Origin of the sequence: Fictibacillus sp. 26RED30 (genome assembly GCF_015903845.1) — a bacterium.
GTDB classification, from domain to species: domain Bacteria; phylum Bacillota; class Bacilli; order Bacillales; family Fictibacillaceae; genus Fictibacillus; species Fictibacillus phosphorivorans.
Map to the genome: position 1 here is coordinate 932,569 of NZ_JACZDV010000001.1, position 22,578 is coordinate 955,146.

The window sequence follows — 22,578 nt, forward strand, 5'->3', positions numbered from 1 at the left end:
GGGAAGAAAGTGCTAAAAAAAGACTTTGGAATATTGTCCAAAGTCTTTTTGTTTATATTTTTATACAATTGTATGAAGAATAAAATTCATAAAGAATAAAAAGGCGATTACATACATCGGTGCTGTAACCTGTTTCTTCTGTCCTGACATCCATTTAACAAGCGGATATGCGATGAATCCAAATGCAAGGCCATCCACGATGCTGTACGTTAAAGGTATCAGCGCAATAATAAGAAATGATGGAAACATCTCTGTAAAGTCAGCAAAAGGAATATGCTGAATCTGCTGAACCATCAAACCGCCAATGATAATTAAAATAGGAGCGATAGCCCCATCAGGAATATAGGCGATGAAAGGTGCTGCAAACATGGAAAAAAAGAACAACACAGCAACTGTAATACTTGTGATTCCTGTTCTTCCGCCTTCTTGAATTCCAGATGCACTCTCTACCGTTGAGATTGTTGGACTAGTTCCAAATAAACCGGAAACGATAGATGAAGCAGCATTCGCTTGGAATGCTTTTGGAAACTTTTCTTGATCAGGTAACAGGCCATACAACAATCCCATATTCTCGAATGTGATGATCATGGTTAATGAGAACGTTGCAATCCAAAAGGAGAGCTCTGTTATCCCTGAAAAATCAAATGCGAATAACAATTCACCAAACGGCTTAAAGGAAAATCCTTCAGACATGCCTTTAACTTCTTGTGTATGACCCATAAAGAATCCAATAAGAGTAGTTAAAGCAATCCCGATTAAAAAACTTCCTTTAACGTTTTTTAGAAACAATGCCAGTGTGACCGAAAGACCAATTACCGTTAGGATAGCATCAGGACGATCTAAATGTCCTAACTTTACAAAAGTTGCGGAGCTCGCTTCGATGATTCCGCCTTTTTGTAATCCAATAAACGTTAAGAATAACCCGATTCCTACTGTAATGCTATGTTTCAATGATTGAGGTATACTTTTTGAAAGTATATCCTTTAAAGGTGTCGAAGCTGCGATTAAAAAGAATATCCCAGACATCACGACAGCAGCAAGAGCTTCCTGCCAACTTAAATTCATACCTTGCACGATGGTATACGTGAAGAACGCGTTTACCCCCATGCCCGGCGTTAATACGATCGGAGCCTTTGCATACAGCCCCATGATCAGACATCCAACTACAGAAGTTAGGATCGTAGCGAGAACTACCCCCTCATATGGCATCCCAGCATCTGCTAATATTAGCGGATTAACGACAATAATATAAGCGATGGTGAAAAATGAGGTGATCCCTGCAAGCACTTCTTTCTTTAGTGAAACTTGATTTTGTTCCATTTGTTCCTTCCTTAAATCTTAAAAACATCCCTCTCCCACCCAGCAGTTTCCTGCCAGAGTTGATTATATAGCAAATGTAGAAATATGGCTAGAGAAAATCGTTTACAATCTTGTGTTCACACTATATAATTTGACTTAAGTAAAAAAGTTGCCTACAGGAAACATTTTCTTCTTCCGAAAATATTCACTTTCCTTCTATTCATTTCATACAATTGTGAAGGGATTATTTTTTTATATTAAAGTTGCGCTTGGGCAAAAAAAGTTACTGAATGAAAAAGGAGGTCTTTTTCCATGATACAGGCATTAAAAATCAATCATTTATATGTCTCATACTTAGGAAACCAAGTAGTTAAGGATATATCATTCGCCGTGAATCAAGGGAGTTTAGTGGGAATCATCGGACCGAACGGTGCTGGTAAATCAACTATGATGAAAGCCGCTTTAAACTTAATACCAAAAGATAAAGGTGATGTTTCTATATTTGGAGAGTCGCTTAAAAAATGGAGAAAAAAAATCGCATATGTTCCGCAGCGTTCAGATATCGATTGGGATTTTCCGATCACAGTATTTGACGTAGTCCTGCTTGGAACGTATCCAAAACTAGGGTTATTCAAGCGTCCTTCAAAAAGTGATAGAGAGTGGGCTTATGAATGTTTGAAGACGGTAGGTATGGAAACGTTCAGTAATCGGCAGATCGGAGAACTATCAGGTGGGCAGCAACAAAGGGTATTCCTTGCAAGGGCGCTGGCTCAAAAAGCAGAGTTGTTCTTTCTTGATGAACCATTCGTTGGAATAGATGTTGCGAGTGAAGAAACGATTATTCATATTCTGAGAGATCTGAAAAAAGAGGGAAAAACCATTTTGGTCGTACATCATGATTTGAGTAAAGCTGAGTCCTATTTCGATCACTTACTGCTTTTGAATAAAAATATGATTCAATATGGAGCATCTGAAGAAGTTCTTCGGCCAGAGGTGATCACAAAAGCTTACGCCAATCAGTTCTCATTTCTTCAGCCTAAAGGAGTGAATGTGACATCATGAGTATTTTTGAATTCTTTCAAGCGTTATTTCAATATGAATTTTTACAAAAAGCGTTATTTACCTCAGTAGTTGTAGGTATTATTTGTGGGATCGTTGGATGCTTCATTATTTTAAGAGGCATGGCCTTAATGGGGGATGCGATCTCACATGCCGTGTTGCCTGGTGTTGCGATCAGTTACATGCTAGGAATCAACTTTTTCTTCGGTGCCGTTATTACTGGTGTTCTTACAGCAATCGGAATTGGATATGTGAGCCAGAACAGCAGAATCAAACATGATATGGCGATTGGAATTATGTTCACCAGTATGTTTGCTGTAGGAATCGTGATTATTACGATGATGAAAAGCTCTGCAGACCTGTATCACATTCTTTTCGGTAACGTTCTTGCAGTACGAATGAGTGACATGTGGATCACACTTGGAATCGGGGTACTAGTAATCGGTCTTGTCGTCTTGTTTTACAAAGAGCTCCTCGTTTCAACATTTGATCCAACAATGGCACAAAGCTATGGATTGCCAAACAAATGGATTCATTATTGTTTAATGGCAGTGTTAACAATGGTCACGGTAGCATCGCTGCAAACGGTAGGGATTGTTTTAGTAGTTGCGATGCTGATAACACCAGCAGCGACGGCTTATCTCTTAACCAATCGATTATCTGTGATGATTTATCTGTCTGCATTAATAGGTGTTATTTCTTCGGTGTTCGGCTTATATTTCAGCTTTACGTATAACTTGGCATCAGGTGCAACGATCGTTTTAGTTTCAGCTTTTCTGTTTGCACTAGCGTTCTTCTTTTCCCCATCACAAGGAATCGTTTGGAAAGCGCACAAATCTAGAAAAAACAGACTAGAGCTGTTAGAGAAATAGGGAGGATGATTGTATGTTTAAAAGAATATCAAAGCTCTTTTTAGCAGGGGCATTATTAGCGGCTGCAGCAGGATGCAGTGCTGGTGAAAAAGATTCAGAAAAGGTAAAAGTCGTAGCTACTTATTCTATCATCTATGACTTAGTTAAGAATGTAGGAGGAGACAAGGTAGAAGTTCATAGTTTAGCACCTATTGGTTCGAATCCACATGAGTATGATCCGCTTCCAGAAGATGTTTTAAAAACAACGGATGCAGATGCAGTATTCTACAATGGGCTTAATCTCGAAGAAGGAAATTCTTGGTTTGACAAACTAATGAAAACAGCTGATAAAGATGGCAAAGATGCACCAGTTTACCGTGTTAGTGAAGGGGTAGATGCGATTCATCTGGAATCTAAAGGTCTTGAAAAACAATATGATCCACATGCATGGATGAATATTGAGAATGGAATCAAGTATGTTGAAAACATTCGAGATGCATTGATGAAAGAAGATCCAGAAAACAAAGAGTACTATCAAAGTAACGCTGAAAAATATATTGGTGAACTAAAAGCTCTTCATGACAAAACCATTTCAGAATTAAACAAGATTCCTAAAGAGAAACGTGTACTTACTACGAGTGAAGGTGCATTCAAATATTTTGGAGAAGCCTACAATATGGAAACGGCTTATGTTTGGGAGATTAATTCTGAAAATCAAGGTTCACCACAGCAGATTAAGAGCTTGGTCGATTTTCTAAAAGAAAGAAACGTTCCAGCTCTGTTCGTTGAAACAAGTGTTGACGCTAGAAGTATGGAAACTGTCTCAAAAGAAACAGGAATACCTATTAAAGGAAAAGTGTTTACCGATTCTCTAGGTAAGCCTGGTAAAGATGGAGACACTTACAAAAAAATGATGGAATGGAATACAGAAACCATTATTGAGGGATTAAAATAAAACATTATGAAGAAGCTGAAAATGATTCAGCTTCTTTTTGTTTTTATTAAACAATGCTTTATAATACATAGAGTGAAGTTTGCAATAAAGGTGGAAAAAGGTATGAATATAAAAGCAGTCTGTTTTGATATGGATGGTGTGATTGTAGACACGATGCGTCACCATGTTGAAGCGTGGCGTCATGCATTCAATGAAAATGGCTATGATCATGAAGAGTTGGTCTTTTACTTAAGAGAAGGAATGCCAGGAAAAAATACGATTAAAGATGTTTTTGAATATTCTAATGTTGATGTTAACAAAGAGATGATTGAAGATATATATGTACAAAAAAGAGATTACTTTAAGAAACATGCTCAATATGATTTTATAGAAGAAACTGTATCTACGCTTAGAGCCTTAAGTAAGGAGCAGATTCCTATTGCTGTCGTTACAGGGAGTAGAAAAGAATTTGTTTTTGAAGTGTTAAGTAAACTTCCTGTGACTTTTGATATAATTGTTACTGGAGATGATGTAAAAGAAGGGAAACCATCTCCTGAACCTTATCTATTAGCTATGGAGCGATATTCCTTCAAGCCATCAGAGTGGCTAGTTATCGAAAACGCACCACTTGGTATACAATCTGCCAAAAGGGCAGGAGCATATTGCTTAGCTATTGAAACGACTCTTGATGAAAAGTATCTAAAAGAAGCAGATCAAATCATCAGACCAAAAGATTTATTGCACAGTGTTAGGAACCTCATAAAAGGAATGGAATAAAACGTGTATAAGCATGCTCACAGAGCATGTTGTTTTACTTTGTTCATAATTCGTGTATACTATGAGACAGTTTAAATCGTACTCATTACTACTTATTTTTAATTTCTCACGGAGGTTACTCATGAATAACAATATAGAATCGATAGCCATTCGTGTAGATGATCTATCATTTCATTATGGCGATAAAAATGTTCTCCAGCATGTAACGATGGAGATAAAAAAAGGATCTTTTCTTGGACTGGTAGGTCCGAATGGTTCAGGTAAATCCACACTAATCAAATGTATATTAGGTCTTCAGAAGCCTCAAGAAGGAAACGTTTATCTATTTGGGGAAAAAGTAAATAAATTTAATGACTGGGACAAAGTAGGGTATGTTTCACAAAAAGCGAATAGCTTTAATACAGCTTTTCCGGCAACAGCGTTTGAAGTTGTATCGATGGGGCTTTTCGGTAAAGTGGGATTGTTTAGATTCTTAAAAGCTTCAGATAAGAACAAGGTGTGGGAAGCGTTAAGATCAGTGAACATGGATCAGTATGCCCACCAGAACATAGGTGAGTTATCCGGAGGTCAGCAACAGCGTATCTTTATCGCGCGAGCTTTAGTCAGTGATCCGGAACTATTGATATTAGATGAGCCTACCGTTGGAGTCGACACTGAATCATCAGATTCTTTTTATAAGATGCTGAAAGAACTGCACCGTGAGAATAACATGACTCTAGTTTTAGTAACTCATGATGTTGGTGTCATGACGAATTATGTTACGGATGTAGCTTGTTTGAATAAACAGATTCATTTTCATGGAAATACGAAAGAGTTTGAGGAAAGCTCTTCTGAAAATATGTCTGCTTTTTATGGTCATCATGTTCATGTGCTTCACCATGATCATGGTCACGAGTAAGGGGAGGAACACATGTTACCGTTTTTAAAATATGAATTTTTACAAAATGCCTTCTTAACAGGAATTATGGTTGGTTTGCTTGCTCCTGTATTAGGGGTTTTTATTGTGGTAAGACGGCAAGCGTTAATCGCAGATGCTTTGTCCCACATCACCTTAGCGGGTATTGCTGCCAATTTGCTGTTAGGAAAATGGTCTTCCTTTTTTGCTGCCGCTAATCCCATCTACATGGGGATGGCTTTCTCGGTAGGTGGAGCCATATTTATTGAACAACTTAGAAAAGTGTACAAGCATTATGAGGAGCTTGCTATACCTATTATCATGTCAGCTGGAATCGGTCTGAGTGTCATCTTTATCTCAATGGCAGATGGTTTTAACACAGATCTGTTCAACTACCTCTTCGGCAGTATTATTGCAGTTAAGCGATCAGATGTTTGGACGGTTTTTGCTATTCTTGTTGTTGTTCTTTTGTTCGTGTTTTTTATGTACAAAGAATTATTTGTCTTATCTTTCGATGAAGAACAAGGAAAGCTATCTGGAATTCGAAGCAATTGGATCTTGGTTGCTTTTATGGCGATATCAGCTTTAGTCATTGCTGCATCTATGAAGATCGTAGGCATTCTATTAGTATCAGCACTTATGACATTACCCGTTGCTGCAAGCATACGGATCGCAAAAGGATTTAAACAGGCGATTTGGCTCTCCGTTCTTTTTGGTGAGATATCAGTAATCTCTGGCATGTTTTTGTCATACTACCTAGATCTTGCATCAGGCGGAACGATTGTTTTATGCTTGGTTGTCATTTTGTGCTTAAGTATTTTTTATAAAAAATTTACAGGTTCCAGAAAGGTGGGTCACTTGTGAAATTTGCGATGACGATTGAACAAGCAATGGAGCTTTTAAAGAAGAAAGGGTATAAGTATACGGAAAAAAGAAAAGATCTTCTTTCATTATTTGCTCGTGAAAAGAGATATCTTACAGCTAAGGAAGTCCAAGAAGCACTTAAGGACAAGTACCCTGGGCTTAGCTTTGATACGATCTATCGAAATTTAACCACCTTCGTCGAATTAGAATTACTTGAAGAAACAGAGTGGGAAGGTGAGAAGAAGTTTCGGTTTACGTGTTCACATAATGAACATCATCATCACTTAATCTGCCTTACATGTGGAAGTACGAAGTCTATTCATACGTGCCCGATGGAAGTGTTAGACAGTGAATTGAACGGTTTTGATGTCACGGGTCATAAGTTTGAGATCTATGGTTATTGTGAAACATGCAAAAATTAAACTTTTTATATGTATTCAAGTATGTATCTCCTTTTATTTAGCCAAGCTAAGGTGAAAGGAGGTTTTTTTTATGCCTGAAGTAAAATGTAATGTATCGAATTGTACGTATTGGGGGGAAGGTAACAATTGTGTAGCAGATGCCATTCTTGTTGAGATCGACAAGCATGCAAACATGTCTATTGACATGAGTGCAGACGGTAGCCTCCATGGTGATGCAGCTCATAAAGATGCTGCTCACGATACAGCTGAAACATGTTGTCATACGTTTAAAGCAAAACATTAAACAAAGAGGCCAAAAGCGGGCCTCTTTTTCAATGCCCATAAACTAACATCTATGAAAATGTTACTTTAAAGCCATAATAAGAACGCTCCTTAACACGATAAGAGGGGGAATCATCATGGTATACGAAAGAGATGAACGTACTATTAATAACGAAGCAGCATTTCGTGAAGAGATGGCTGCGGAGGCTGTACCGGTTCCTGTAAGAAGTGATATGACGTTACCTGAAAACGAGAGACCTCGTTATTCAGATCGAGACGACGATCACAGACATGAGCACGAAGATTCACGGGAAAGAGCTGGAGGTAAAGCGACTGGAATCATCGCGATCATCCTATCTGTTTTATCTTTGTTCATACTTCCTGTGTTGTTTGGGGCAGCGGGTATTATTGTCGGATTCATTGCCAGAAGACAAGGTGCACATTCGCTTGGTAATTGGGCGATCGGAATAGGAGTCGTATCGATTATCATTTCGTTGTTTTTTGCACCATTCTTTTAAAGGAAAAAGGAGCAAAGGAGAAGCTAACCGCTTCTTCTTTTTTTGGGAATAAGGCGCTTGAAAAAACAGTTTGAGTAGTTTGTAGCTTGAAGAAGTAATTGATTTTCGTTTCAGATGCTCGCTTTCCGCGGGGCAGGTGGTGAGCCACATTCGTTCGTTTCACTCTTAAGTGAATCGTTTAGCAACGACAAGCAAAAGGTAAATGGACTTAGAAGTGGTACTTTGCTCTTCAAAAACCGTTTAACTTTTGACCTCGAGGAGCTAGCCACTGCAACTAGACAGGAGGCTTACCGTACGCCCCATGGAAAGCTTGCAACCTGTAGCGGAAATCAACTACTTTCAGGAAACACCAATGTATACGAAAACAGTTTTTTGAAAAAGGAAAGATCGATTATAGCAATAGAAAAAAGCTCCCAAAGGTGGGAGCTTTTTAAAATTTATACTTGCTGAGCTGCAGCTTCAGCTTCAGCTTTTAACTTCTCTTCATGTGCTTTTGCTAAAATGTCGACTTCTTTCTTCAGTTCATCTAATAACTGATCTTCTGGGATCTTCCTTATGATTTCTCCGTGTCGGAATAACAATCCTTCACCACGAGCTCCAGCAATTCCGATATCCGCTTCACGAGCCTCTCCAGGTCCGTTTACGGCACAACCGAGAACAGCAACTTTGATCGGTGCACGTACGTTCGAGATATATTCCTCAACTTCGTTAGCGATTGAGATAAGATCGATCTCGATACGGCCGCAAGTCGGACAAGAAATCAATGTGGCAGCATCCGAAAGAAGGCCGAAAGATTTCAATAGTTCGCGTGCAACCTTAACTTCTTCAACAGGGTCTGCGCTTAGCGAGATACGAACTGTGTTACCAATTCCTTTATGAAGGATAGCACCTAGTCCTGCAGCACTTTTTACAGTACCCGCAAAAAGTGTACCTGATTCTGTGATCCCAAGGTGTAAAGGATAATCAAAGGCTTTTGCAGCTTTTTCATAAGCTTCGATAGCCAGGTTAACATCAGATGCTTTCATGGAAACGATAATATCATGAAAATCAAGATCCTCTAGAATTTTAATGTGGTGCAGAGCACTCTCGACCATACCATCGGCAGTAGGATAACCGTACTTCTCAAGATATTTCTTCTCAAGTGAGCCCGCGTTAACGCCGATTCGAATCGGAATTCCTTTAGCTTTTGCAGCTTTTACTACAGCTTCAACCTTTTCGCGACGACCGATATTACCAGGATTGATTCTAATCTTGTCTGCTCCACCTTCGATGGCTTTTAGCGCAAGCTTATAATCAAAATGAATGTCTACAACTAGTGGAATATTAATTCTCTTCTTTATGTCTGCGATTGCTTCTGCCGCTCGCATATCAGGACATGCAACACGTACCACTTGGCAGCCCGCTTCTTCCAAACGTAAAATTTCAGCTACTGTAGCCTCAACATCATGTGTCTTTGTTGTTGTCATACTTTGTACAATAACCTGATCAGTACCACCTATTGTTAAGTTTCCTACTTTTACAGGTCTTGTTTTAGAACGGTGGGTGATTTCACTCATCGGTGAATCGCTCCTTTTTTCAAATTGACAGTATTATTCTGTCCTATCATCAGTTCATTTTAGCAGGGAACATTTTGTTTTGACAAGTAATGTTATCTCACTCACTTAGAATATAAAGGGAATTTGTAGGATTTACCTAATTGTATACTCTCTGGATTGACTCCAGGGTTTAATGATTTGAAATCTTTGATCATGGATACAATGGAATAATTTTTATTAGAATTAAGTTTCTCTACAACAGAAATTAACGTATCTCCAGGTGTTACTTCATACGTTTTGAAAGTTTGTTTGTTCTTATCTTGTTTCTTTTCTGTATGTATTTCTGCGTTGGCAGGACTTGACTGAGGGAGTGTCCCGATTTTCAGATCATAGGCTACCACATATAAAACAAGCATGATCACACAAACCCTTATGAATCGTTTCATAAAAATCCCTATCCTTTCGCATATGTTACTATATGCTTGTCCATTTTCTTTATGACAAGTTTAAAGTGACTTCTTTCTTGAGCATGGTGTAAAATGGAAAGGCGAAAGGACAGAAAAATTGAATTTCTGCGTATCTTTGTAGTTGTACCGATTGGAGAGGTGAAAGTAATGAAAAAAGCGAAAATCCTTGCACTGCTATCTATAATGACTGCAGCGCTATTTATTGCTCCATTAACAATGTATGCTGATGCTGTACCTGGCGACATAATCGTTACGTTAGGTGAGAACTTAACAGAAGAACAAAAAAACGAACTTTTAAAAGAAATGGACGTTCCTGCTGATGTAGAATCTGTGGTTGTTACAAACGAAGAAGAACATCAATACTTAGGTAACTATATTTCAAAAGCACAAATCGGATCAAAAGCGATCTCGTCGACAAAGATTACAATTGGTGATAAAGACCAAGGGTTGTCGGTCAAGACAAATAATATCAATTGGGTAACAGAAGAAATGTATATGAACGCTTTAACAACTGCAGGTGTGACAGATGCGGAGATCTATGTAACAGCACCATTTAAAGTTTCAGGAACAGCTGCTTTAACAGGTATCATAAAAGCGTACGAGTCTACAGCGCAGATTGAGATTCCAGAAGCTCAAAAACAAGTTGCGAATGAAGAGATGGTAAAGACTGCAGAACTTGGTGAGAGAATCGGAACGAAAGAAGCCACTGAGCTGATGACACGTGTCAAAGAAGAAATTGCGAAAAACCCGGTACAATCAGAAGAAGATCTGCGTGCTTTGATTGAAAAAGTCGCGAAAGACATGGGGATTGAACTTACACAAGAAGAACTAAACGGGTTGCTTGCGTTGTTCAATAAGATGAAAGATCTAAATATCGATTGGGATCAAGTTCAAAATGGCTTAAAGGACATCAGTAACAATCTTGGGGATTTCTTAAAAGATGAGGAAACGCAGTCTTTCTTCCAAAAGATAATTGATTTCTTTATGGCTATCATTGATGCGATCAGATCACTGTTTAAATAGAACTTAAAAAAAAAGCGGCGGAAAGCCGCTTTTTTATTTTTTTCTTGGAATCTTTGTTATAGAGAGAACACAAATGAGAAAAGCTAACATCCAAAACCACAAAAATGAATAGGGGATATGTACGTTTACAAAGAAAAGGACCGTTAGTAATACCGATGGAATGGTGATGGAGTAACAAGATAGTACCCAAAGATGTCTGTATGACTGTCTTCTCTTGAGGAGCTTTGCAACAGGAAGAACGAAAGCAGCTAGTATAGAAGCGCCAGAAAATAAGATTCCTGAAAAGAGAACATACATCACTATATATATGACAGCTACAATGATTGGGAAAACGCCATCCAATGTTGATGCGAAATTCTGCATTTGATCAGGATTCAAACCATAACTCTCAAAATTGTTCAAAGGATTATTTTTAGACATAAGACTCACTAAAAATAAGCTAAAAACAGGTATCATACATAACAGTGTCAACAATAAAACATACATGATGGTACTGCCGACCCCTAAGAAACGGAAGTTTGCGATAGATTTGAATGACCACAAACTTTTAACAAAGCGAATATGTAATTTCATGTGAGAAGCTCCTTTAATTGTTAGCATAATTAGTTTACATGAACCAAGAACTTTCGACAATATGCATCAATTGTAAAGGTAATGTTACAAATGCTCTATTTTTATTTACACAAACAATACAAATAGAGATAATGGCGTAGGTTGATAAAAGATAGTTAATAAGGAGCTGTAAACATTGAATTATCAAGAAATGTTATTTCAATTTATCGGAGGACTGGGGATCTTCTTATTTGGTATTAAGTACATGGGAGATGGCCTTCAAAACTCTGCAGGAGACCGATTACGAGAAATACTTGATAAATTAACAACAAATCCTTTTATGGGAGTTTTAGCGGGGATATTCGTAACAGTATTAATTCAAAGTAGTTCGGGTACGACTGTTCTTACTGTAGGACTAGTGAATGCTGGTTTCTTAACATTACGCCAGGCTATTGGTGTCATCATGGGTGCCAATATCGGTACTACGATTACATCATTTATTATCGGTATCGATGTAGGAGAATACGCACTGCCAATCATTGCTGTTGGTTCGATCTTAATATTCTTCTTTAAGAATCCTAAATACAATTATTTTGGACAGATCACATTTGGTTTTGGAGCACTATTCCTAGGTCTTGAACTAATGGGAGATGGTATGAAGCCACTGCGCAGTCTTCAATCATTTCAAGATTTAACTGTTTCTATGAGTGATAATCCGATCCTTGGTGTAGTAATTGGGACGTTATTTACGGTAATTGTACAATCATCAAGTGCAACAATCGGGATTTTACAAGAACTTTATTCTCAAGATATGATTGATCTTAAAGCTGCACTGCCTGTGTTGTTCGGTGATAATGTCGGAACAACAATTACAGCTATACTTGCGGCGATTGGTACGACTGTTGCAGCAAGACGTGCTGCTCTGACACATGTTATCTTTAACTTACTTGGAACATTGATCTTCTTAATCTTACTTGTTCCATTCAGACACTATATTGAATTTCTATCAACAAAGTTAGATTTAGAACCTGCTATGCAGATAGCCTTTGCGCATGGAACATTTAATGTGACTAATGTTCTTATCCAATTCTGGTTTATTGGAGCATTAGCTTACATCGTTACAAAGTTAATAAAAGGCGAAGATGTTCTTATTGAATACAAAGCAAAACATCTCGATGAAATCGTCTTAGAAACAGCGCCATCATTAGCGATTAGACAAGCTAAACAAGAGATCATTCGAATGGCTAACTATTCACAGAACGGATTAAAAGAAGCAATCACATATTTGAACGAAAAAGATAAGAAGAATGCAGACCTTGCCTTGCAATATGAAGAAGCGATTAACAACTTAGATCGCCAAATCACAGCATACTTGGTCAAATTGTCTGCTCATCCATTAACTCCACAAGAATCGAACGAACACTCGATGCTATTAGATACTTCTCGTGATATAGAGCGTATCGGAGATCATATGGAGAATATTATTGAGCTTGTGGACTATCAATTACGAAACAATGTACGTTTAACAGATACGGCCAAAAAGGACCTTGATGAAATGTTTACGTTAACGGTTTCTACTGTTGATAAAGCGGTAAAGGCACTTGAAGAAGGTAATGTTGAACTTGCTAAGGAAGTCTTAAGCTTAGAAGACAAAATCGATAAGATGGAGCGTACACTTCGTAAGCAACACATCATGCGTATGAATGAAGGCCAGTGTGATGGAAATGCTGGTATCGTCTTCGTTGATATCATCAGCAACCTTGAAAGAATAGGCGACCATGCTGTTAACATTGCAGAAGCAGTATTAGAGAAGTAAAATGAAACCAAGAGGCTTTTTAGCCTCTTGGTTTTTTTAGTTAGTGTTTTTTAGAATATAAAGGAGAAGTACATATGGATATTTTATATTGGATTATCATAGGTCTAGCTTTTGCCATTAGCTTTGTAGCGTTAATCTATCCCATCTTACCGGGTGTATTATTTCTTGCGGCAGGCTTTATCATCTATGGATTTGCGTTTTCGTTCGAACCGTTCGCACCATTCTTCATCATTGTTCAAGTGTTATTGTTTATCAGTTTATTTGTCATTGACTATGTAGGAAATGCATACGCAGTGAAGAAAAAAGGCGGTTCAAAGGCAGCTCTATGGGGAAGTACGATCGGTTTGATCGCAGGACCATTTGTTATACCGGTCGCTGGTATCTTGATCGGGCCTTTTATAGGCGCAGTATTAGCAGAGCTTCTTTTTCAAAAGAAAGGACTTAAAGCCGCTGTATCAATAGGGATAGGGACTGTTCTTGCCTTTGTAGGTACCACACTTATAAAAGTGCTTACGCAAGCCATTATGATTGGTTATTTTTATTTCCAAGTCTTATAATACGCTCTTGCTAATTATGTACCACCATGCTATATTATTTTTGTTCTGAAAAAGCACAAGTGTTCGTTTAGATGAATTTTAAAAATGTTATTGACTTTAAATGAAAAATCGTGCTATAGTAGTTCTTGTCCTTAACAAACGTTAAGACGTTATTCCACAGTAGCTCAGTGGTAGAGCTATCGGCTGTTAACCGATCGGTCGTAGGTTCGAGTCCTACCTGTGGAGCCATTTTGGCGGTGTAGCTCAGCTGGCTAGAGCGTACGGTTCATACCCGTGAGGTCGTGGGTTCGACTCCCTCCGCCGCTACCAAAATGTTTTTTTACTCACGATGGCGGTCGTGGCGAAGTGGTTAACGCATCGGATTGTGGTTCCGACATTCGGGGGTTCGATTCCCCTCGTCCGCCCCATAATATTTACATAACTTTTTCCAAATGGACCCTTAGCTCAGTTGGTCAGAGCGGTCGGCTCATAACCGATTGGTCGTAGGTTCGAGTCCTACAGGGTCCACCATAATCGAGGAGGTATACCCAAGTCCGGCTGAAGGGATCGGTCTTGAAAACCGACAGGGGTTTAACGACCCGCGGGGGTTCGAATCCCTCTACCTCCTCCATTACATATTGGCTCGATAGCTACGAGCGTTACAGCACGAGTATGCTGCGAGTTGTCTCGACGGATACACCCGAAAAGAATCGTGTAGAGGAAGAGACACAGTAATTATATAAAAACCAAAAATTTTGGTTTAGAAAAATTTTTGGCTCGATAGCTCAGTCGGTAGAGCAGAGGACTGAAAATCCTCGTGTCGGCGGTTCGATTCCGTCTCGAGCCACCATATACATATAACATCAACCTTACGATAAGCGTGTCGTAAGGTTTTTTTATGTTTAAAAAGGGTACAGTGTTTAAGAATTGAAAGTTCATTCTAAATTTGATAAGGTAAACATGTTGAATACTTTCTAAACAAGAAAGTTGATTAACTGGTTTCACTTTTCAAGTAACTCTTGAAAATGAACATAAAAAATTTTACATATTATGAGGAGGAAATGAACATGGCTAAATTTGAACTGCCTGCATTACCTTATGAAACAAGTGCACTTGAACCGCATATTGACAAAGAAACAATGGAGATCCACCACGGTCGCCACCACAAAACATACGTTGATAACTTAAACGCTGCTCTTGAAGGACAAGCTGAATTCGAGAACAAAAGCTTAGAGGATCTTTTAACTAATTTAGATGCTCTTCCGCAAAGCATTCAAAACGCTGTTAGAAACAATGGCGGTGGACACGCAAACCATAGCTTATTCTGGGAAGTGATCGCACCAGGTGGAGCGAACACACCTTCTGGCGAACTTGCTGACAAGATCAACAACAAATTTGGAAGTCTTGATGCATTTAAAGAAGAGTTTGCAAACGCTGGGAAGACAAGATTCGGTTCTGGTTGGGCTTGGCTAGTAGTAAACAATGGAGAGCTTGAAGTAACAAGCACTCCAAACCAAGATACTCCAGTTATGGACGGAAAGACACCTATCCTTGGACTTGATGTGTGGGAGCACGCTTATTATTTAAAATATCAAAACAAGCGTCCTGATTACATTTCAGCGTTCTGGAACGTTGTAAACTGGGATGAAGTTGAAAAGCGTTACAACGAAGCAAAATAATTAAGTAACTAAGCCACTGGCATGCCAGTGGCTTTTTATTATGCCTTTATCGTGAATTTCATAATGATCAGATAATGTTACTAGTAATTCATCTAGGGTGAAGTTGCCATCACCAAAGGGTACAGTGGACTGAACAACAAATACATTTTTGGATTGAAAGTACCAAAGTAGACGCTGATCTGTATTTTTATCCTTAGAACTCTGTAAGGTTTGAATCAAGAGTTGTTCATCAACAAGATCATATATCCAATACTCAAACAAATTCGTTCACTCCTTCTTTGCAAAAACTTGTTGTTTAAAAGTTTTGTTGCATTTGAATGTTTCTTTTTCACTTACTATGCGACCTATAGTCAACTGAGAGTGGAGATCAACTACTTTTAACAAGCATCAAAGTATATGAAAACAACTTTGCAATAAAATCCAATTTCTTTAAAAGTGAATAGCTCCTATCGTCTTGAAAGACACTAACGACGAAATGTAAGGGGGCGAAAACATGAGAATCAAAAAAATCATGGATACCGACCAATACCCTAGGGATTTGTTTTTACTGTTATTTGTAGGTGGATTGTTTACGTTAAGTACGGCTCTATCTAATACATTTGTTAACATATTTCTGTGGAAACAATCGGGAAAGATCACCGATATTGCCTGTTATAACCTTTCTATTGTTGTAATGCAGCCAATAGCGTTCTATTTTGCTGGTTGGTTTGCGAAAAAGATCGATCGCGTCATCGTATTAAGGATTGGAGTTTTCATCCTTGCTTTGTTTTATATAGGAGTCCTTTTGATGGGTTCGATGGCAAGTAACTACATCATTTTATTAGGAGCCATGTTAGGATTCGGGTTAGGATTTTACTGGCTCGCGTTTAATGTTCTGACTCTTGAGGTTACAGAACCCGAGACTCGAGACTTTTTTAATGGATATTTAGGCGTTTTAAATTCAATATCAGGAATGATCGGACCACTGAGTGCAGGTTATATCATTACTAGGATGGACAAACATCTGGGGTATGAAACCATATTCAGTATTTCGATGGTTTTATTTTTGATAGCCGTTGTCATCAGTTTTTTTTTAAAGAGGAGAACAGCAGACGGTCTGTACGGTATCAGAAAAGTTTTGCAAGAACGTAAGCACGATAAAGCTTGGTTGCAACTATTAAGAGCACACTTTTTTCAAGGATTTCGGGAAGGTACTTTTATTTTCTTAATCGTCATTTGGGTTTACACGGCTTCTAAAAGTGAATTTGCTCTTGGAACGTATGGTTTCATCCAATCTTTTGTTTCGTTTATCGGATATTATTGTGTATCACATTACTTGAATCCCAAAAATCGTATGAAGGCGATATTTGGAGGAGGGCTGCTCTTATTCGTATCCCCATTCATGCTGCTATTTCCTATTTCATTTACACTTCTCATTATATATGGAGTATCAGTATCGATCGCTTATCCTTTGTTGTTAGTGCCTTATGTGTCATTAACTTACGATATTATTGGAAAATGCCGTGGTATACACGAAAAAAGGATTGAATATATTGTTGTTCGTGAAATGTATCTAAATGCAGGAAGAATCGTTTCTATTCTAACGTTTATCATCGTAGTACACCTTCTATCTGAAGAAAAAGGCATTCCATTATTACTTCCTGTTCTAGGTGCTGGACACTTTATGATTTATTTTTGTTTAAGAAAAGTTTCGTTCCCCATATTTAACTCTTCAAAAACGATTGAGATCGCTGAGACTCAACAAGATGGTAACAACACAAATAAACAATGATTATCTTTTGACATAATTACCTTGGTAAGGATACTATTATTATGTAGATATAATTACCGGTTCACATTAGACACCTTTTTTAAGGTGTCTGTGCTGTTTTAAAGGGAGATTTACAATATTATGAAAACAAAAGATAAAAAGAAAAAAAATCATGTTCCGATTCGTATCAATGCCTTATTTATCTCTGTCTTTTTTCTCTTTTCTGTTCTAGTTCTCCGTCTTGGCTATGTACAGATTGTTAAAGGAGAGGAATATCAGCGTACAGCCTATTTAACAGAAAATGTTACAACAAAATTGGATGCTCCGCGTGGAAAGATGCTTGATGCTAATTACCGCGTAGTTGTTGATAATGAACCAGTTTTCTCTATTACATATACGAGAACACAAGAAGCAGATGTTGATGAAAGACATCAGTTGGCACAGAAGCTTGCAGATCTCATCGAAAAAGGAACAGAAGAGTTGACGGAGCGAGACAAAAAAGACTATTTTATTTTTTTGAACGAAAAGCAAGTTGAATCAAGAATCTCGAAAGAGGAAAAGAAAGATACACCTCCGGAAGAGCTATACGATCTTATGCTAGAAAAAGTGACAGAAGAGGATATCAACTCATTTTCTGAAAAAGAACTTGAAGTGCTGGCTATAAAAAGTGAGATGGACCGAGGCTATACACTATCTCCACAGCGTATAAAGATTGGCGCAACCGAAAAAGAAATTGCCACCGTCAGTGAACACTTACCTGAGTTAGAAGGTGTGGATATTAAGCCGGATGCTGAACGTTCTTATCCATTTAATAATTCATTTCGTGATATATTTGGCCAAGTAAAGCAAATTCCGAAATCAAGAATGGATTATTATACTTCTCGAGGAAACGATCGTAATGATATGGTCGGAACTAGTTTTCTTGAAGAACAATACGAATCATTGCTCCGCGGTACGAAAACGAAGATTAAATACGTAACCGATAAAAAAGGAAACCCAGTAGGAGATCCAGTTGAGGAAGAGGGAGCAAGAGGTAGCGATCTTGTATTAACAGTAGACATGAGTCTTCAACAAGAAGTCGAGAAAGTCATTGAAGATAAATTAAAAGACGCGATTCGAGGTAAAAACGCATACGACAACAGTAAATTAGACAGTGCCTATGTTGTAATGATGGATCCGAATACAGGTGCGATCCTCTCAATGGCCGCAAAAGAATATGACCGAAAGACAGGAAAGTTTAAAGACATTCCTTTTGGTAACGTATATCATTCTTATGCGATGGGCTCGACCGTTAAAGGAGCCACCGTACTTACAGGCTTACAACAAGGTGTCGTTTCACCAAATACGGTAATAAATGATGCACCACTTACATTTGGAGATGGACGATCTTTAAAATCACATGAAAGTATGGGACCGGTTGATGCTGTAGAAGCATTAGAGCGCTCATCTAACGTATACATGTGGCATATTGCCATGAAACTTGCAGGTTACGATTATTCAAACAAGCGATTTAATGAAAATAAAGTTCAAGAAGCGTTTGAAATCTTAAGGAACTCATATAGCCAGTTCGGGCTTGGTGTCCCAACTGGAATTGATCTTCCTTCTGAAGCGACCGGGTATAATACGGGAATGAGCCGTGAACTATCACAAGCGATGTTCTTCTCTATCGGACAGTTTGATACGTACACACCGATGCAGATGGCTCAATATGTTTCAACCATTGCGAACGGAGGGTTAAGGATGCAACCGCACCTCTTGAAAGAGGTGAGAGAGCCATCTGTTGATCCGAATAAACTTGGAAAACTTCAGTACCGTTTTGAGCCTAATGTGTTAAACAAGATTGAGATGTCACCGAGTCAGATTAAGGTTGTACAAAAAGGATTTTATGAAGTGATGCATGGCAATAACGGTACCGCAGCTTGGAAGTTTAAGAACAAAGATTATAACCCAGCAGGAAAAACAGGGACCGCTGAGATCGATAAAGCTACCGGAATCGTTAACAAAACTTTAATCGGTTATGCCCCTTATGAAAATCCAGAAATAGCATTTGCTGTTGTTGTTCCCGATATTAAAGAAGGAAATACGAATAGTGAAATAGCTGAAGGTGCTTTAGATGCATACTTCGCTATGAAAAAAGAAGGGATACCAACAAAGTCTGATCCTATAGAAGAAAAACAAGAAGAACCACGCTAATTGATGCGTGGTTTTTTTGTATAGATTAAATCCGATAGCAAAGACTAAGAACATATTCATGGATAAACCAGTCTTAACAATACCTTTACAATTCATTAAAACGTACTTCACATTGAAGGTTTATTGTAGAACATGTAAGAAAGAAACAAGCTTTTAAAAAGGGGTCATGACCTGAGAAAAACTTCTCTAACATGATAAGACGAAATAATCATATTTTAGGGGGACCTATCAAGATGAACAAGATGAAGTCTGTGTACCTTTTGGCAGTAATGTCGCTAATCCTAGTTTTCGCAGCAGCATGTGGAAACAAGAGTGAAGATGGAGCAGCTGGCGGCGGAGATCTTAGCGGAAAGATTAAAATTGATGGATCTTCCACAGTATTCCCGATCATGGAAGCTGTTTCTGAAGAGTTCCAAGCTGCAAATCCTGATGTGCAAGCACCAGTTGGAGTTTCTGGTTCTGGCGGCGGGTTCGAAAAGTTTGTGCGTGGTGAGCTAGATCTTTCCAATGCTTCTCGTCCAATTAAAGAAGAAGAAAAAACAGCAGCGTCGGAAAAAGGAATTGAATTTACAGAATTTGAACTTGCAAAAGACGGATTATCTGTAGTTGTAAGTAAAGATAATGACTTTATCGACCACCTTACAGTGGATGAACTTAAAAAGATTTACCTTGAAAAAGATGCAGCAAAAACATGGGCTGATGTACGTGAAGGATGGCCTAACAAAAAAATTGAAGTTTTCTCTCCAGGAACTGATTCTGGTACTTACGACTACTGGAACGAAGTAATCCTTGAAGAAGAGCCTATGCGTCGTGATGCACAGCTTTCAGAGGACGATAATGTACTCGTTCAAGGTGTATCAGGTTCTAAAGATGCGATCGGATTCTTCGGTTATGCATATTATCAAGCGAATAAAGATAAGTTAAAAGCAGTTCCGATTGATGGAGGCAACGGCCCAATTGAGCCAACTCCTGAAACAATTGAATCTGGAGAATATGCTCCACTTTCTCGACCATTGTTCACTTATGTTAATAACAAATCATTAAAAGATAACGAAGCGGTTTATGAGTATGTGAAATTTGCTCTAGAGAATGCAGGAGAGCTAGCATCATCTGATACAATCGGATACGTTTCTCTTCCAAAGGAAAAATACGAAGAGCAAATGAAAAAGCTAGATGAGCTTGCAGGTAAATAATTGTCCTTTATTGAAATAGAGGAATAAGAATCATAAACAAGGGTGAGGAGCGAGGAATCTCCTCACCTTTCACCTGTTTAGTATTGTCGAATTATAGGAGGTCTTGTTGGTGTCCAGAGATAAAACAAACCAAAAATCAATCCGCTCTATGATTCAGGAGAATAAGTCTTCAAGAAGTCAATCGGCGGTAATGGAAAAGGTAGTTCCAAAAATATTTCTAATCTGTGCAATCATATCTATCTTTACAACAATAGGTATTGTCTTTACATTGTTAACAGAAACTTTTACATTTTTTAACCGAATCTCAATTGTTGAGTTCTTTACTAATACTCGATGGTTTCCTTTTACATCTGACGAAAATGCAGACTTCGGGATCATTGCTCTTATCATGGGTACATTGACCGTTACAGCTATTGCTATGGTTGTTGCTATCCCGATAGGTCTTGCTGCAGCTATATATTTAAGTGAATACGCATCAGCAAAAACAAGAAAAATCATTAAACCTATCTTAGAAGTTTTAGCTGGAATCCCTACAATTGTTTATGGATTCTTTGCTCTGACTTTCGTTACACCTTTATTGGATAAAATCATTCCAGGCGGAATTTCAATCTTTAATGCACTAAGTCCAGGGATTGTAGTAGGAATCATGATTATTCCGATGATTGCTTCATTGTCTGAAGATGCGATGAATGCTGTTCCGAACTCTATGAGAGAAGGTGCGTTGGCTCTTGGTGCAACACGTTTTGAAGTGGCAATGAAAGTGGTACTTCCGGCGGCACTCTCGGGAGTTATTGCATCGTTCGTACTAGGAATCTCAAGAGCGATCGGTGAAACGATGATTGTTACCATTGCAGGGGGTTCTAGACCAACAGCAGATATTAACGTAACAGAGTCGATCCAAACGATGACCGCTTATATCGTTCAGGTCAGCCAAGGGGACACGGGCTATGGTACGACGATCTATTATAGTATCTATGCTGTAGGTATGACGTTGTTCGTATTTACATTAATCATGAATCTACTTGCTCAATTCATTTCCCGCAAGTTTAGGGAGGAATATTAATGCCATTAATCAATAAAGAATCTGTTAAAAAAAGAATGGGAACGAGATTAGCAGCAAACGGTTTTGCTAAATTCCTTTTTATACTTGCAACTTGTTTTTCTTTACTCGTATTAGGAGTATTGATCTACAGAATCTTATCAGAAGGCTTACCATATCTAAGCTTGGATTTCATTACGAATTTTGCATCGAGAATGCCTGAACGTGCAGGTATATGGGCTGCGCTACTCGGTACTATTTGGGTAATGGCTGTAACTGCACCGGTTTCTTTTATCCTGGGTGTCGGAACCGCAATCTATCTTGAAGAATATGCGAAAAAGAACGCTTTTACAAAATTTGTTCAGATAAATATTTCAAATTTAGCAGGTGTACCATCAATTGTATTCGGATTATTAGGTCTAACGATTTTCGTTCGTCTTCTTGGCTTAGGATCAAGTGTACTTGCAGGTGGTTTGACGATGAGCCTATTAATTCTTCCTGTAATCGTTGTTGCTTCACAAGAAGCGATTCGAACTGTGCCGAGAGAAATTCGAGAAGCTTCTTTCGGGATGGGTGCTACAAAATGGCAGACAATCAGAAGAATTGTATTCCCTGCAGCGCTTCCTGGGATTTTGACAGGAACGATCCTAGCTTTATCACGTGCTGTTGGTGAGACTGCACCACTATTGGTACTAGGTGCATTAGCTTATGTAGCATTTGTTCCAGAAAACATCTTCTCGCAGTTCACAGTGTTACCGATTCAGCTTTACAATTGGACGAGCAGACCGCAAGAAGATTTCCATATGCTCGCAGCGAGTGGGATTATTATATTACTGATCATCTTGCTGATCATGAATTCAATCGCAGTATTAATCCGAAATAAGTTTCATAAACGCTTCTAATAGAGAGTAGGAG

23 protein-coding genes and 6 tRNA genes are annotated in these 22,578 nt (G+C 38.4%); 24 read left to right on the forward strand and 5 right to left on the reverse strand.

Annotated elements, in window-relative coordinates:
- Window positions 1-60 precede the first annotated feature (60 nt).
- The gene (locus IHV11_RS04640; protein WP_197133148.1) at window positions 61-1,320 is read right to left on the reverse strand and encodes an NCS2 family permease; all 1,260 of its coding nucleotides are present in this window, start codon (window positions 1,318-1,320) and stop codon (window positions 61-63) included.
- Between the two features lie 291 nt (window positions 1,321-1,611).
- On the opposite strand from IHV11_RS04640, the gene IHV11_RS04645 reads away from it, so the two are divergent.
- The 9 genes from IHV11_RS04645 to IHV11_RS04685 all read left to right on the forward strand — a co-directional run bounded on the left by IHV11_RS04645 (window position 1,612) and on the right by IHV11_RS04685 (window position 7,880).
- Window positions 1,612-2,361 (forward strand): metal ABC transporter ATP-binding protein, encoded by a 750-nt coding sequence (locus IHV11_RS04645; protein ID WP_197193826.1) that lies wholly within the window; start codon window positions 1,612-1,614, stop codon window positions 2,359-2,361.
- Window positions 2,358-3,230: a metal ABC transporter permease gene (locus IHV11_RS04650; RefSeq protein WP_144699028.1), complete on the forward strand. Its 873-nt coding sequence runs from the start codon at window positions 2,358-2,360 to the stop codon at window positions 3,228-3,230. Before IHV11_RS04645 ends, IHV11_RS04650 begins: the two co-directional genes overlap by 4 nt.
- A 13-nt stretch (window positions 3,231-3,243) precedes the next feature.
- Window positions 3,244-4,164, forward strand: a complete 921-nt coding sequence (locus IHV11_RS04655; RefSeq protein ID WP_197193827.1) for a metal ABC transporter substrate-binding protein — start codon at window positions 3,244-3,246, stop codon at window positions 4,162-4,164.
- 102 nt (window positions 4,165-4,266) lie between these two features.
- Window positions 4,267-4,920 carry an HAD family hydrolase gene (locus IHV11_RS04660; protein WP_197193828.1) on the forward strand — a complete coding sequence of 218 codons (654 nt, stop codon included), beginning with the start codon at window positions 4,267-4,269 and terminating at the stop codon, window positions 4,918-4,920.
- A 121-nt stretch (window positions 4,921-5,041) separates the two neighbouring features.
- Window positions 5,042-5,818: a metal ABC transporter ATP-binding protein gene (locus IHV11_RS04665; protein ID WP_197133138.1), complete on the forward strand. Its 777-nt coding sequence runs from the start codon at window positions 5,042-5,044 to the stop codon at window positions 5,816-5,818.
- 12 nt (window positions 5,819-5,830) lie between these two features.
- Window positions 5,831-6,679 (forward strand): metal ABC transporter permease, encoded by an 849-nt coding sequence (locus IHV11_RS04670; RefSeq protein WP_197193829.1) that lies wholly within the window; start codon window positions 5,831-5,833, stop codon window positions 6,677-6,679.
- A gap of 8 nt (window positions 6,680-6,687) precedes the next feature.
- Window positions 6,688-7,101, forward strand: coding sequence for a Fur family transcriptional regulator (locus IHV11_RS04675; protein ID WP_197194915.1), 414 nt, complete (start codon window positions 6,688-6,690; stop codon window positions 7,099-7,101).
- A gap of 70 nt (window positions 7,102-7,171) precedes the next feature.
- Window positions 7,172-7,384, forward strand: coding sequence for a DUF1540 domain-containing protein (locus tag IHV11_RS04680; RefSeq protein WP_144699038.1), 213 nt, complete (start codon window positions 7,172-7,174; stop codon window positions 7,382-7,384).
- Between the two features lie 115 nt (window positions 7,385-7,499).
- Window positions 7,500-7,880, forward strand: coding sequence for a DUF4190 domain-containing protein (locus IHV11_RS04685; RefSeq protein WP_197193830.1), 381 nt, complete (start codon window positions 7,500-7,502; stop codon window positions 7,878-7,880).
- A 437-nt stretch (window positions 7,881-8,317) separates the two neighbouring features.
- Here the strand turns inward: IHV11_RS04685 and ispG are convergent, their stop codons facing one another.
- Together ispG and IHV11_RS04695 are read right to left on the reverse strand one after the other, a co-directional pair.
- Window positions 8,318-9,436 carry a flavodoxin-dependent (E)-4-hydroxy-3-methylbut-2-enyl-diphosphate synthase gene (gene ispG, locus IHV11_RS04690; RefSeq protein WP_197193831.1) on the reverse strand — a complete coding sequence of 373 codons (1,119 nt, stop codon included), beginning with the start codon at window positions 9,434-9,436 and terminating at the stop codon, window positions 8,318-8,320.
- 101 nt (window positions 9,437-9,537) lie between these two features.
- A complete protein-coding gene (locus tag IHV11_RS04695) occupies window positions 9,538-9,861 on the reverse strand; it encodes a LysM peptidoglycan-binding domain-containing protein (protein ID WP_197133128.1) in 324 nt (107 codons plus the stop codon).
- Between the two features lie 168 nt (window positions 9,862-10,029).
- Between IHV11_RS04695 and IHV11_RS04700 the strand changes: the two genes are divergently transcribed.
- Entirely contained in the window at window positions 10,030-10,905 is an 876-nt protein-coding gene (locus IHV11_RS04700; protein WP_197133126.1) for a DUF1002 domain-containing protein, read from the forward strand.
- A gap of 33 nt (window positions 10,906-10,938) precedes the next feature.
- Here IHV11_RS04700 and IHV11_RS04705 read toward each other — a convergent pair whose 3' ends face one another.
- On the reverse strand, window positions 10,939-11,478 hold the full coding sequence (locus IHV11_RS04705; RefSeq protein WP_197193832.1) for a DUF1189 family protein: 540 nt from the start codon (window positions 11,476-11,478) through the stop codon (window positions 10,939-10,941).
- A 190-nt stretch (window positions 11,479-11,668) separates the two neighbouring features.
- Here IHV11_RS04705 and IHV11_RS04710 point away from each other — a divergent pair, with 190 nt between their 5' ends.
- The 9 genes from IHV11_RS04710 (at window position 11,669) to IHV11_RS04750 (ending at window position 15,488) form a co-directional block, all read left to right on the forward strand.
- Window positions 11,669-13,273, forward strand: a complete 1,605-nt coding sequence (locus IHV11_RS04710; protein ID WP_197133413.1) for a Na/Pi cotransporter family protein — start codon at window positions 11,669-11,671, stop codon at window positions 13,271-13,273.
- A 74-nt stretch (window positions 13,274-13,347) separates the two neighbouring features.
- The gene (locus tag IHV11_RS04715) at window positions 13,348-13,830 is read left to right on the forward strand and encodes a DUF456 domain-containing protein (protein ID WP_197193833.1); all 483 of its coding nucleotides are present in this window, start codon (window positions 13,348-13,350) and stop codon (window positions 13,828-13,830) included.
- Between the two features lie 153 nt (window positions 13,831-13,983).
- A tRNA-Asn gene (locus IHV11_RS04720) sits at window positions 13,984-14,058 on the forward strand.
- A 4-nt stretch (window positions 14,059-14,062) separates the two neighbouring features.
- Window positions 14,063-14,139: transfer RNA gene (locus IHV11_RS04725), tRNA-Met, on the forward strand.
- A 22-nt stretch (window positions 14,140-14,161) separates the two neighbouring features.
- Window positions 14,162-14,237 (forward strand) — tRNA-His (locus tag IHV11_RS04730).
- A gap of 26 nt (window positions 14,238-14,263) precedes the next feature.
- A tRNA-Ile gene (locus IHV11_RS04735) sits at window positions 14,264-14,340 on the forward strand.
- Window positions 14,341-14,347: 7 nt separating this feature from the next.
- A tRNA-Ser gene (locus IHV11_RS04740) sits at window positions 14,348-14,440 on the forward strand.
- Window positions 14,441-14,583: 143 nt separating this feature from the next.
- Window positions 14,584-14,659 (forward strand) — tRNA-Phe (locus IHV11_RS04745).
- A gap of 217 nt (window positions 14,660-14,876) precedes the next feature.
- On the forward strand, window positions 14,877-15,488 hold the full coding sequence (locus IHV11_RS04750; RefSeq protein ID WP_197133120.1) for a superoxide dismutase: 612 nt from the start codon (window positions 14,877-14,879) through the stop codon (window positions 15,486-15,488).
- Here IHV11_RS04750 and IHV11_RS04755 read toward each other — a convergent pair whose 3' ends face one another.
- Window positions 15,489-15,749, reverse strand: a complete 261-nt coding sequence (locus tag IHV11_RS04755) for a hypothetical protein (protein WP_197193834.1) — start codon at window positions 15,747-15,749, stop codon at window positions 15,489-15,491.
- A 232-nt stretch (window positions 15,750-15,981) separates the two neighbouring features.
- Here IHV11_RS04755 and IHV11_RS04760 point away from each other — a divergent pair, with 232 nt between their 5' ends.
- The 5 genes from IHV11_RS04760 to pstA all read left to right on the forward strand — a co-directional run bounded on the left by IHV11_RS04760 (window position 15,982) and on the right by pstA (window position 22,565).
- Window positions 15,982-17,259 (forward strand): MFS transporter, encoded by a 1,278-nt coding sequence (locus IHV11_RS04760; RefSeq protein ID WP_197193835.1) that lies wholly within the window; start codon window positions 15,982-15,984, stop codon window positions 17,257-17,259.
- 120 nt (window positions 17,260-17,379) lie between these two features.
- Window positions 17,380-19,431 carry a penicillin-binding transpeptidase domain-containing protein gene (locus IHV11_RS04765; protein WP_197193836.1) on the forward strand — a complete coding sequence of 684 codons (2,052 nt, stop codon included), beginning with the start codon at window positions 17,380-17,382 and terminating at the stop codon, window positions 19,429-19,431.
- 233 nt (window positions 19,432-19,664) lie between these two features.
- Entirely contained in the window at window positions 19,665-20,624 is a 960-nt protein-coding gene (locus tag IHV11_RS04770; RefSeq protein WP_197193837.1) for a PstS family phosphate ABC transporter substrate-binding protein, read from the forward strand.
- 106 nt (window positions 20,625-20,730) lie between these two features.
- A complete protein-coding gene (pstC, locus tag IHV11_RS04775; protein WP_370568626.1) occupies window positions 20,731-21,687 on the forward strand; it encodes a phosphate ABC transporter permease subunit PstC in 957 nt (318 codons plus the stop codon).
- Complete coding sequence (pstA, locus tag IHV11_RS04780) at window positions 21,687-22,565, forward strand: phosphate ABC transporter permease PstA (protein ID WP_191753819.1); 879 nt, start codon at window positions 21,687-21,689, stop codon at window positions 22,563-22,565. Before pstC ends, pstA begins: the two co-directional genes overlap by 1 nt.
- Window positions 22,566-22,578: the final 13 nt, after the last annotated feature.

Excerpts from the sequence above, each read along its gene's own strand:
- IHV11_RS04640 (WP_197133148.1), bottom strand. The coding sequence starts at position 1,320 with ATGGAACAAAATCAAGTTTCACTAAAGAAAGAAGTGCTTGCAGGGATC.
- IHV11_RS04645 (WP_197193826.1), top strand. The coding sequence starts at position 1,612 with ATGATACAGGCATTAAAAATCAATCATTTATATGTCTCATACTTAGGA.
- IHV11_RS04650 (WP_144699028.1), top strand. The coding sequence starts at position 2,358 with ATGAGTATTTTTGAATTCTTTCAAGCGTTATTTCAATATGAATTTTTA.
- IHV11_RS04655 (WP_197193827.1), top strand. The coding sequence starts at position 3,244 with ATGTTTAAAAGAATATCAAAGCTCTTTTTAGCAGGGGCATTATTAGCG.
- IHV11_RS04660 (WP_197193828.1), top strand. The coding sequence starts at position 4,267 with ATGAATATAAAAGCAGTCTGTTTTGATATGGATGGTGTGATTGTAGAC.
- IHV11_RS04665 (WP_197133138.1), top strand. The coding sequence starts at position 5,042 with ATGAATAACAATATAGAATCGATAGCCATTCGTGTAGATGATCTATCA.
- IHV11_RS04670 (WP_197193829.1), top strand. The coding sequence starts at position 5,831 with ATGTTACCGTTTTTAAAATATGAATTTTTACAAAATGCCTTCTTAACA.
- IHV11_RS04675 (WP_197194915.1), top strand. The coding sequence starts at position 6,688 with ATGACGATTGAACAAGCAATGGAGCTTTTAAAGAAGAAAGGGTATAAG.
- IHV11_RS04680 (WP_144699038.1), top strand. The coding sequence starts at position 7,172 with ATGCCTGAAGTAAAATGTAATGTATCGAATTGTACGTATTGGGGGGAA.
- IHV11_RS04685 (WP_197193830.1), top strand. The coding sequence starts at position 7,500 with ATGGTATACGAAAGAGATGAACGTACTATTAATAACGAAGCAGCATTT.
- ispG (WP_197193831.1), bottom strand. The coding sequence starts at position 9,436 with ATGAGTGAAATCACCCACCGTTCTAAAACAAGACCTGTAAAAGTAGGA.
- IHV11_RS04695 (WP_197133128.1), bottom strand. The coding sequence starts at position 9,861 with ATGAAACGATTCATAAGGGTTTGTGTGATCATGCTTGTTTTATATGTG.
- IHV11_RS04700 (WP_197133126.1), top strand. The coding sequence starts at position 10,030 with ATGAAAAAAGCGAAAATCCTTGCACTGCTATCTATAATGACTGCAGCG.
- IHV11_RS04705 (WP_197193832.1), bottom strand. The coding sequence starts at position 11,478 with ATGAAATTACATATTCGCTTTGTTAAAAGTTTGTGGTCATTCAAATCT.
- IHV11_RS04710 (WP_197133413.1), top strand. The coding sequence starts at position 11,669 with ATGTTATTTCAATTTATCGGAGGACTGGGGATCTTCTTATTTGGTATT.
- IHV11_RS04715 (WP_197193833.1), top strand. The coding sequence starts at position 13,348 with ATGGATATTTTATATTGGATTATCATAGGTCTAGCTTTTGCCATTAGC.
- IHV11_RS04750 (WP_197133120.1), top strand. The coding sequence starts at position 14,877 with ATGGCTAAATTTGAACTGCCTGCATTACCTTATGAAACAAGTGCACTT.
- IHV11_RS04760 (WP_197193835.1), top strand. The coding sequence starts at position 15,982 with ATGAGAATCAAAAAAATCATGGATACCGACCAATACCCTAGGGATTTG.
- IHV11_RS04765 (WP_197193836.1), top strand. The coding sequence starts at position 17,380 with ATGAAAACAAAAGATAAAAAGAAAAAAAATCATGTTCCGATTCGTATC.
- IHV11_RS04770 (WP_197193837.1), top strand. The coding sequence starts at position 19,665 with ATGAACAAGATGAAGTCTGTGTACCTTTTGGCAGTAATGTCGCTAATC.
- pstA (WP_191753819.1), top strand. The coding sequence starts at position 21,687 with ATGCCATTAATCAATAAAGAATCTGTTAAAAAAAGAATGGGAACGAGA.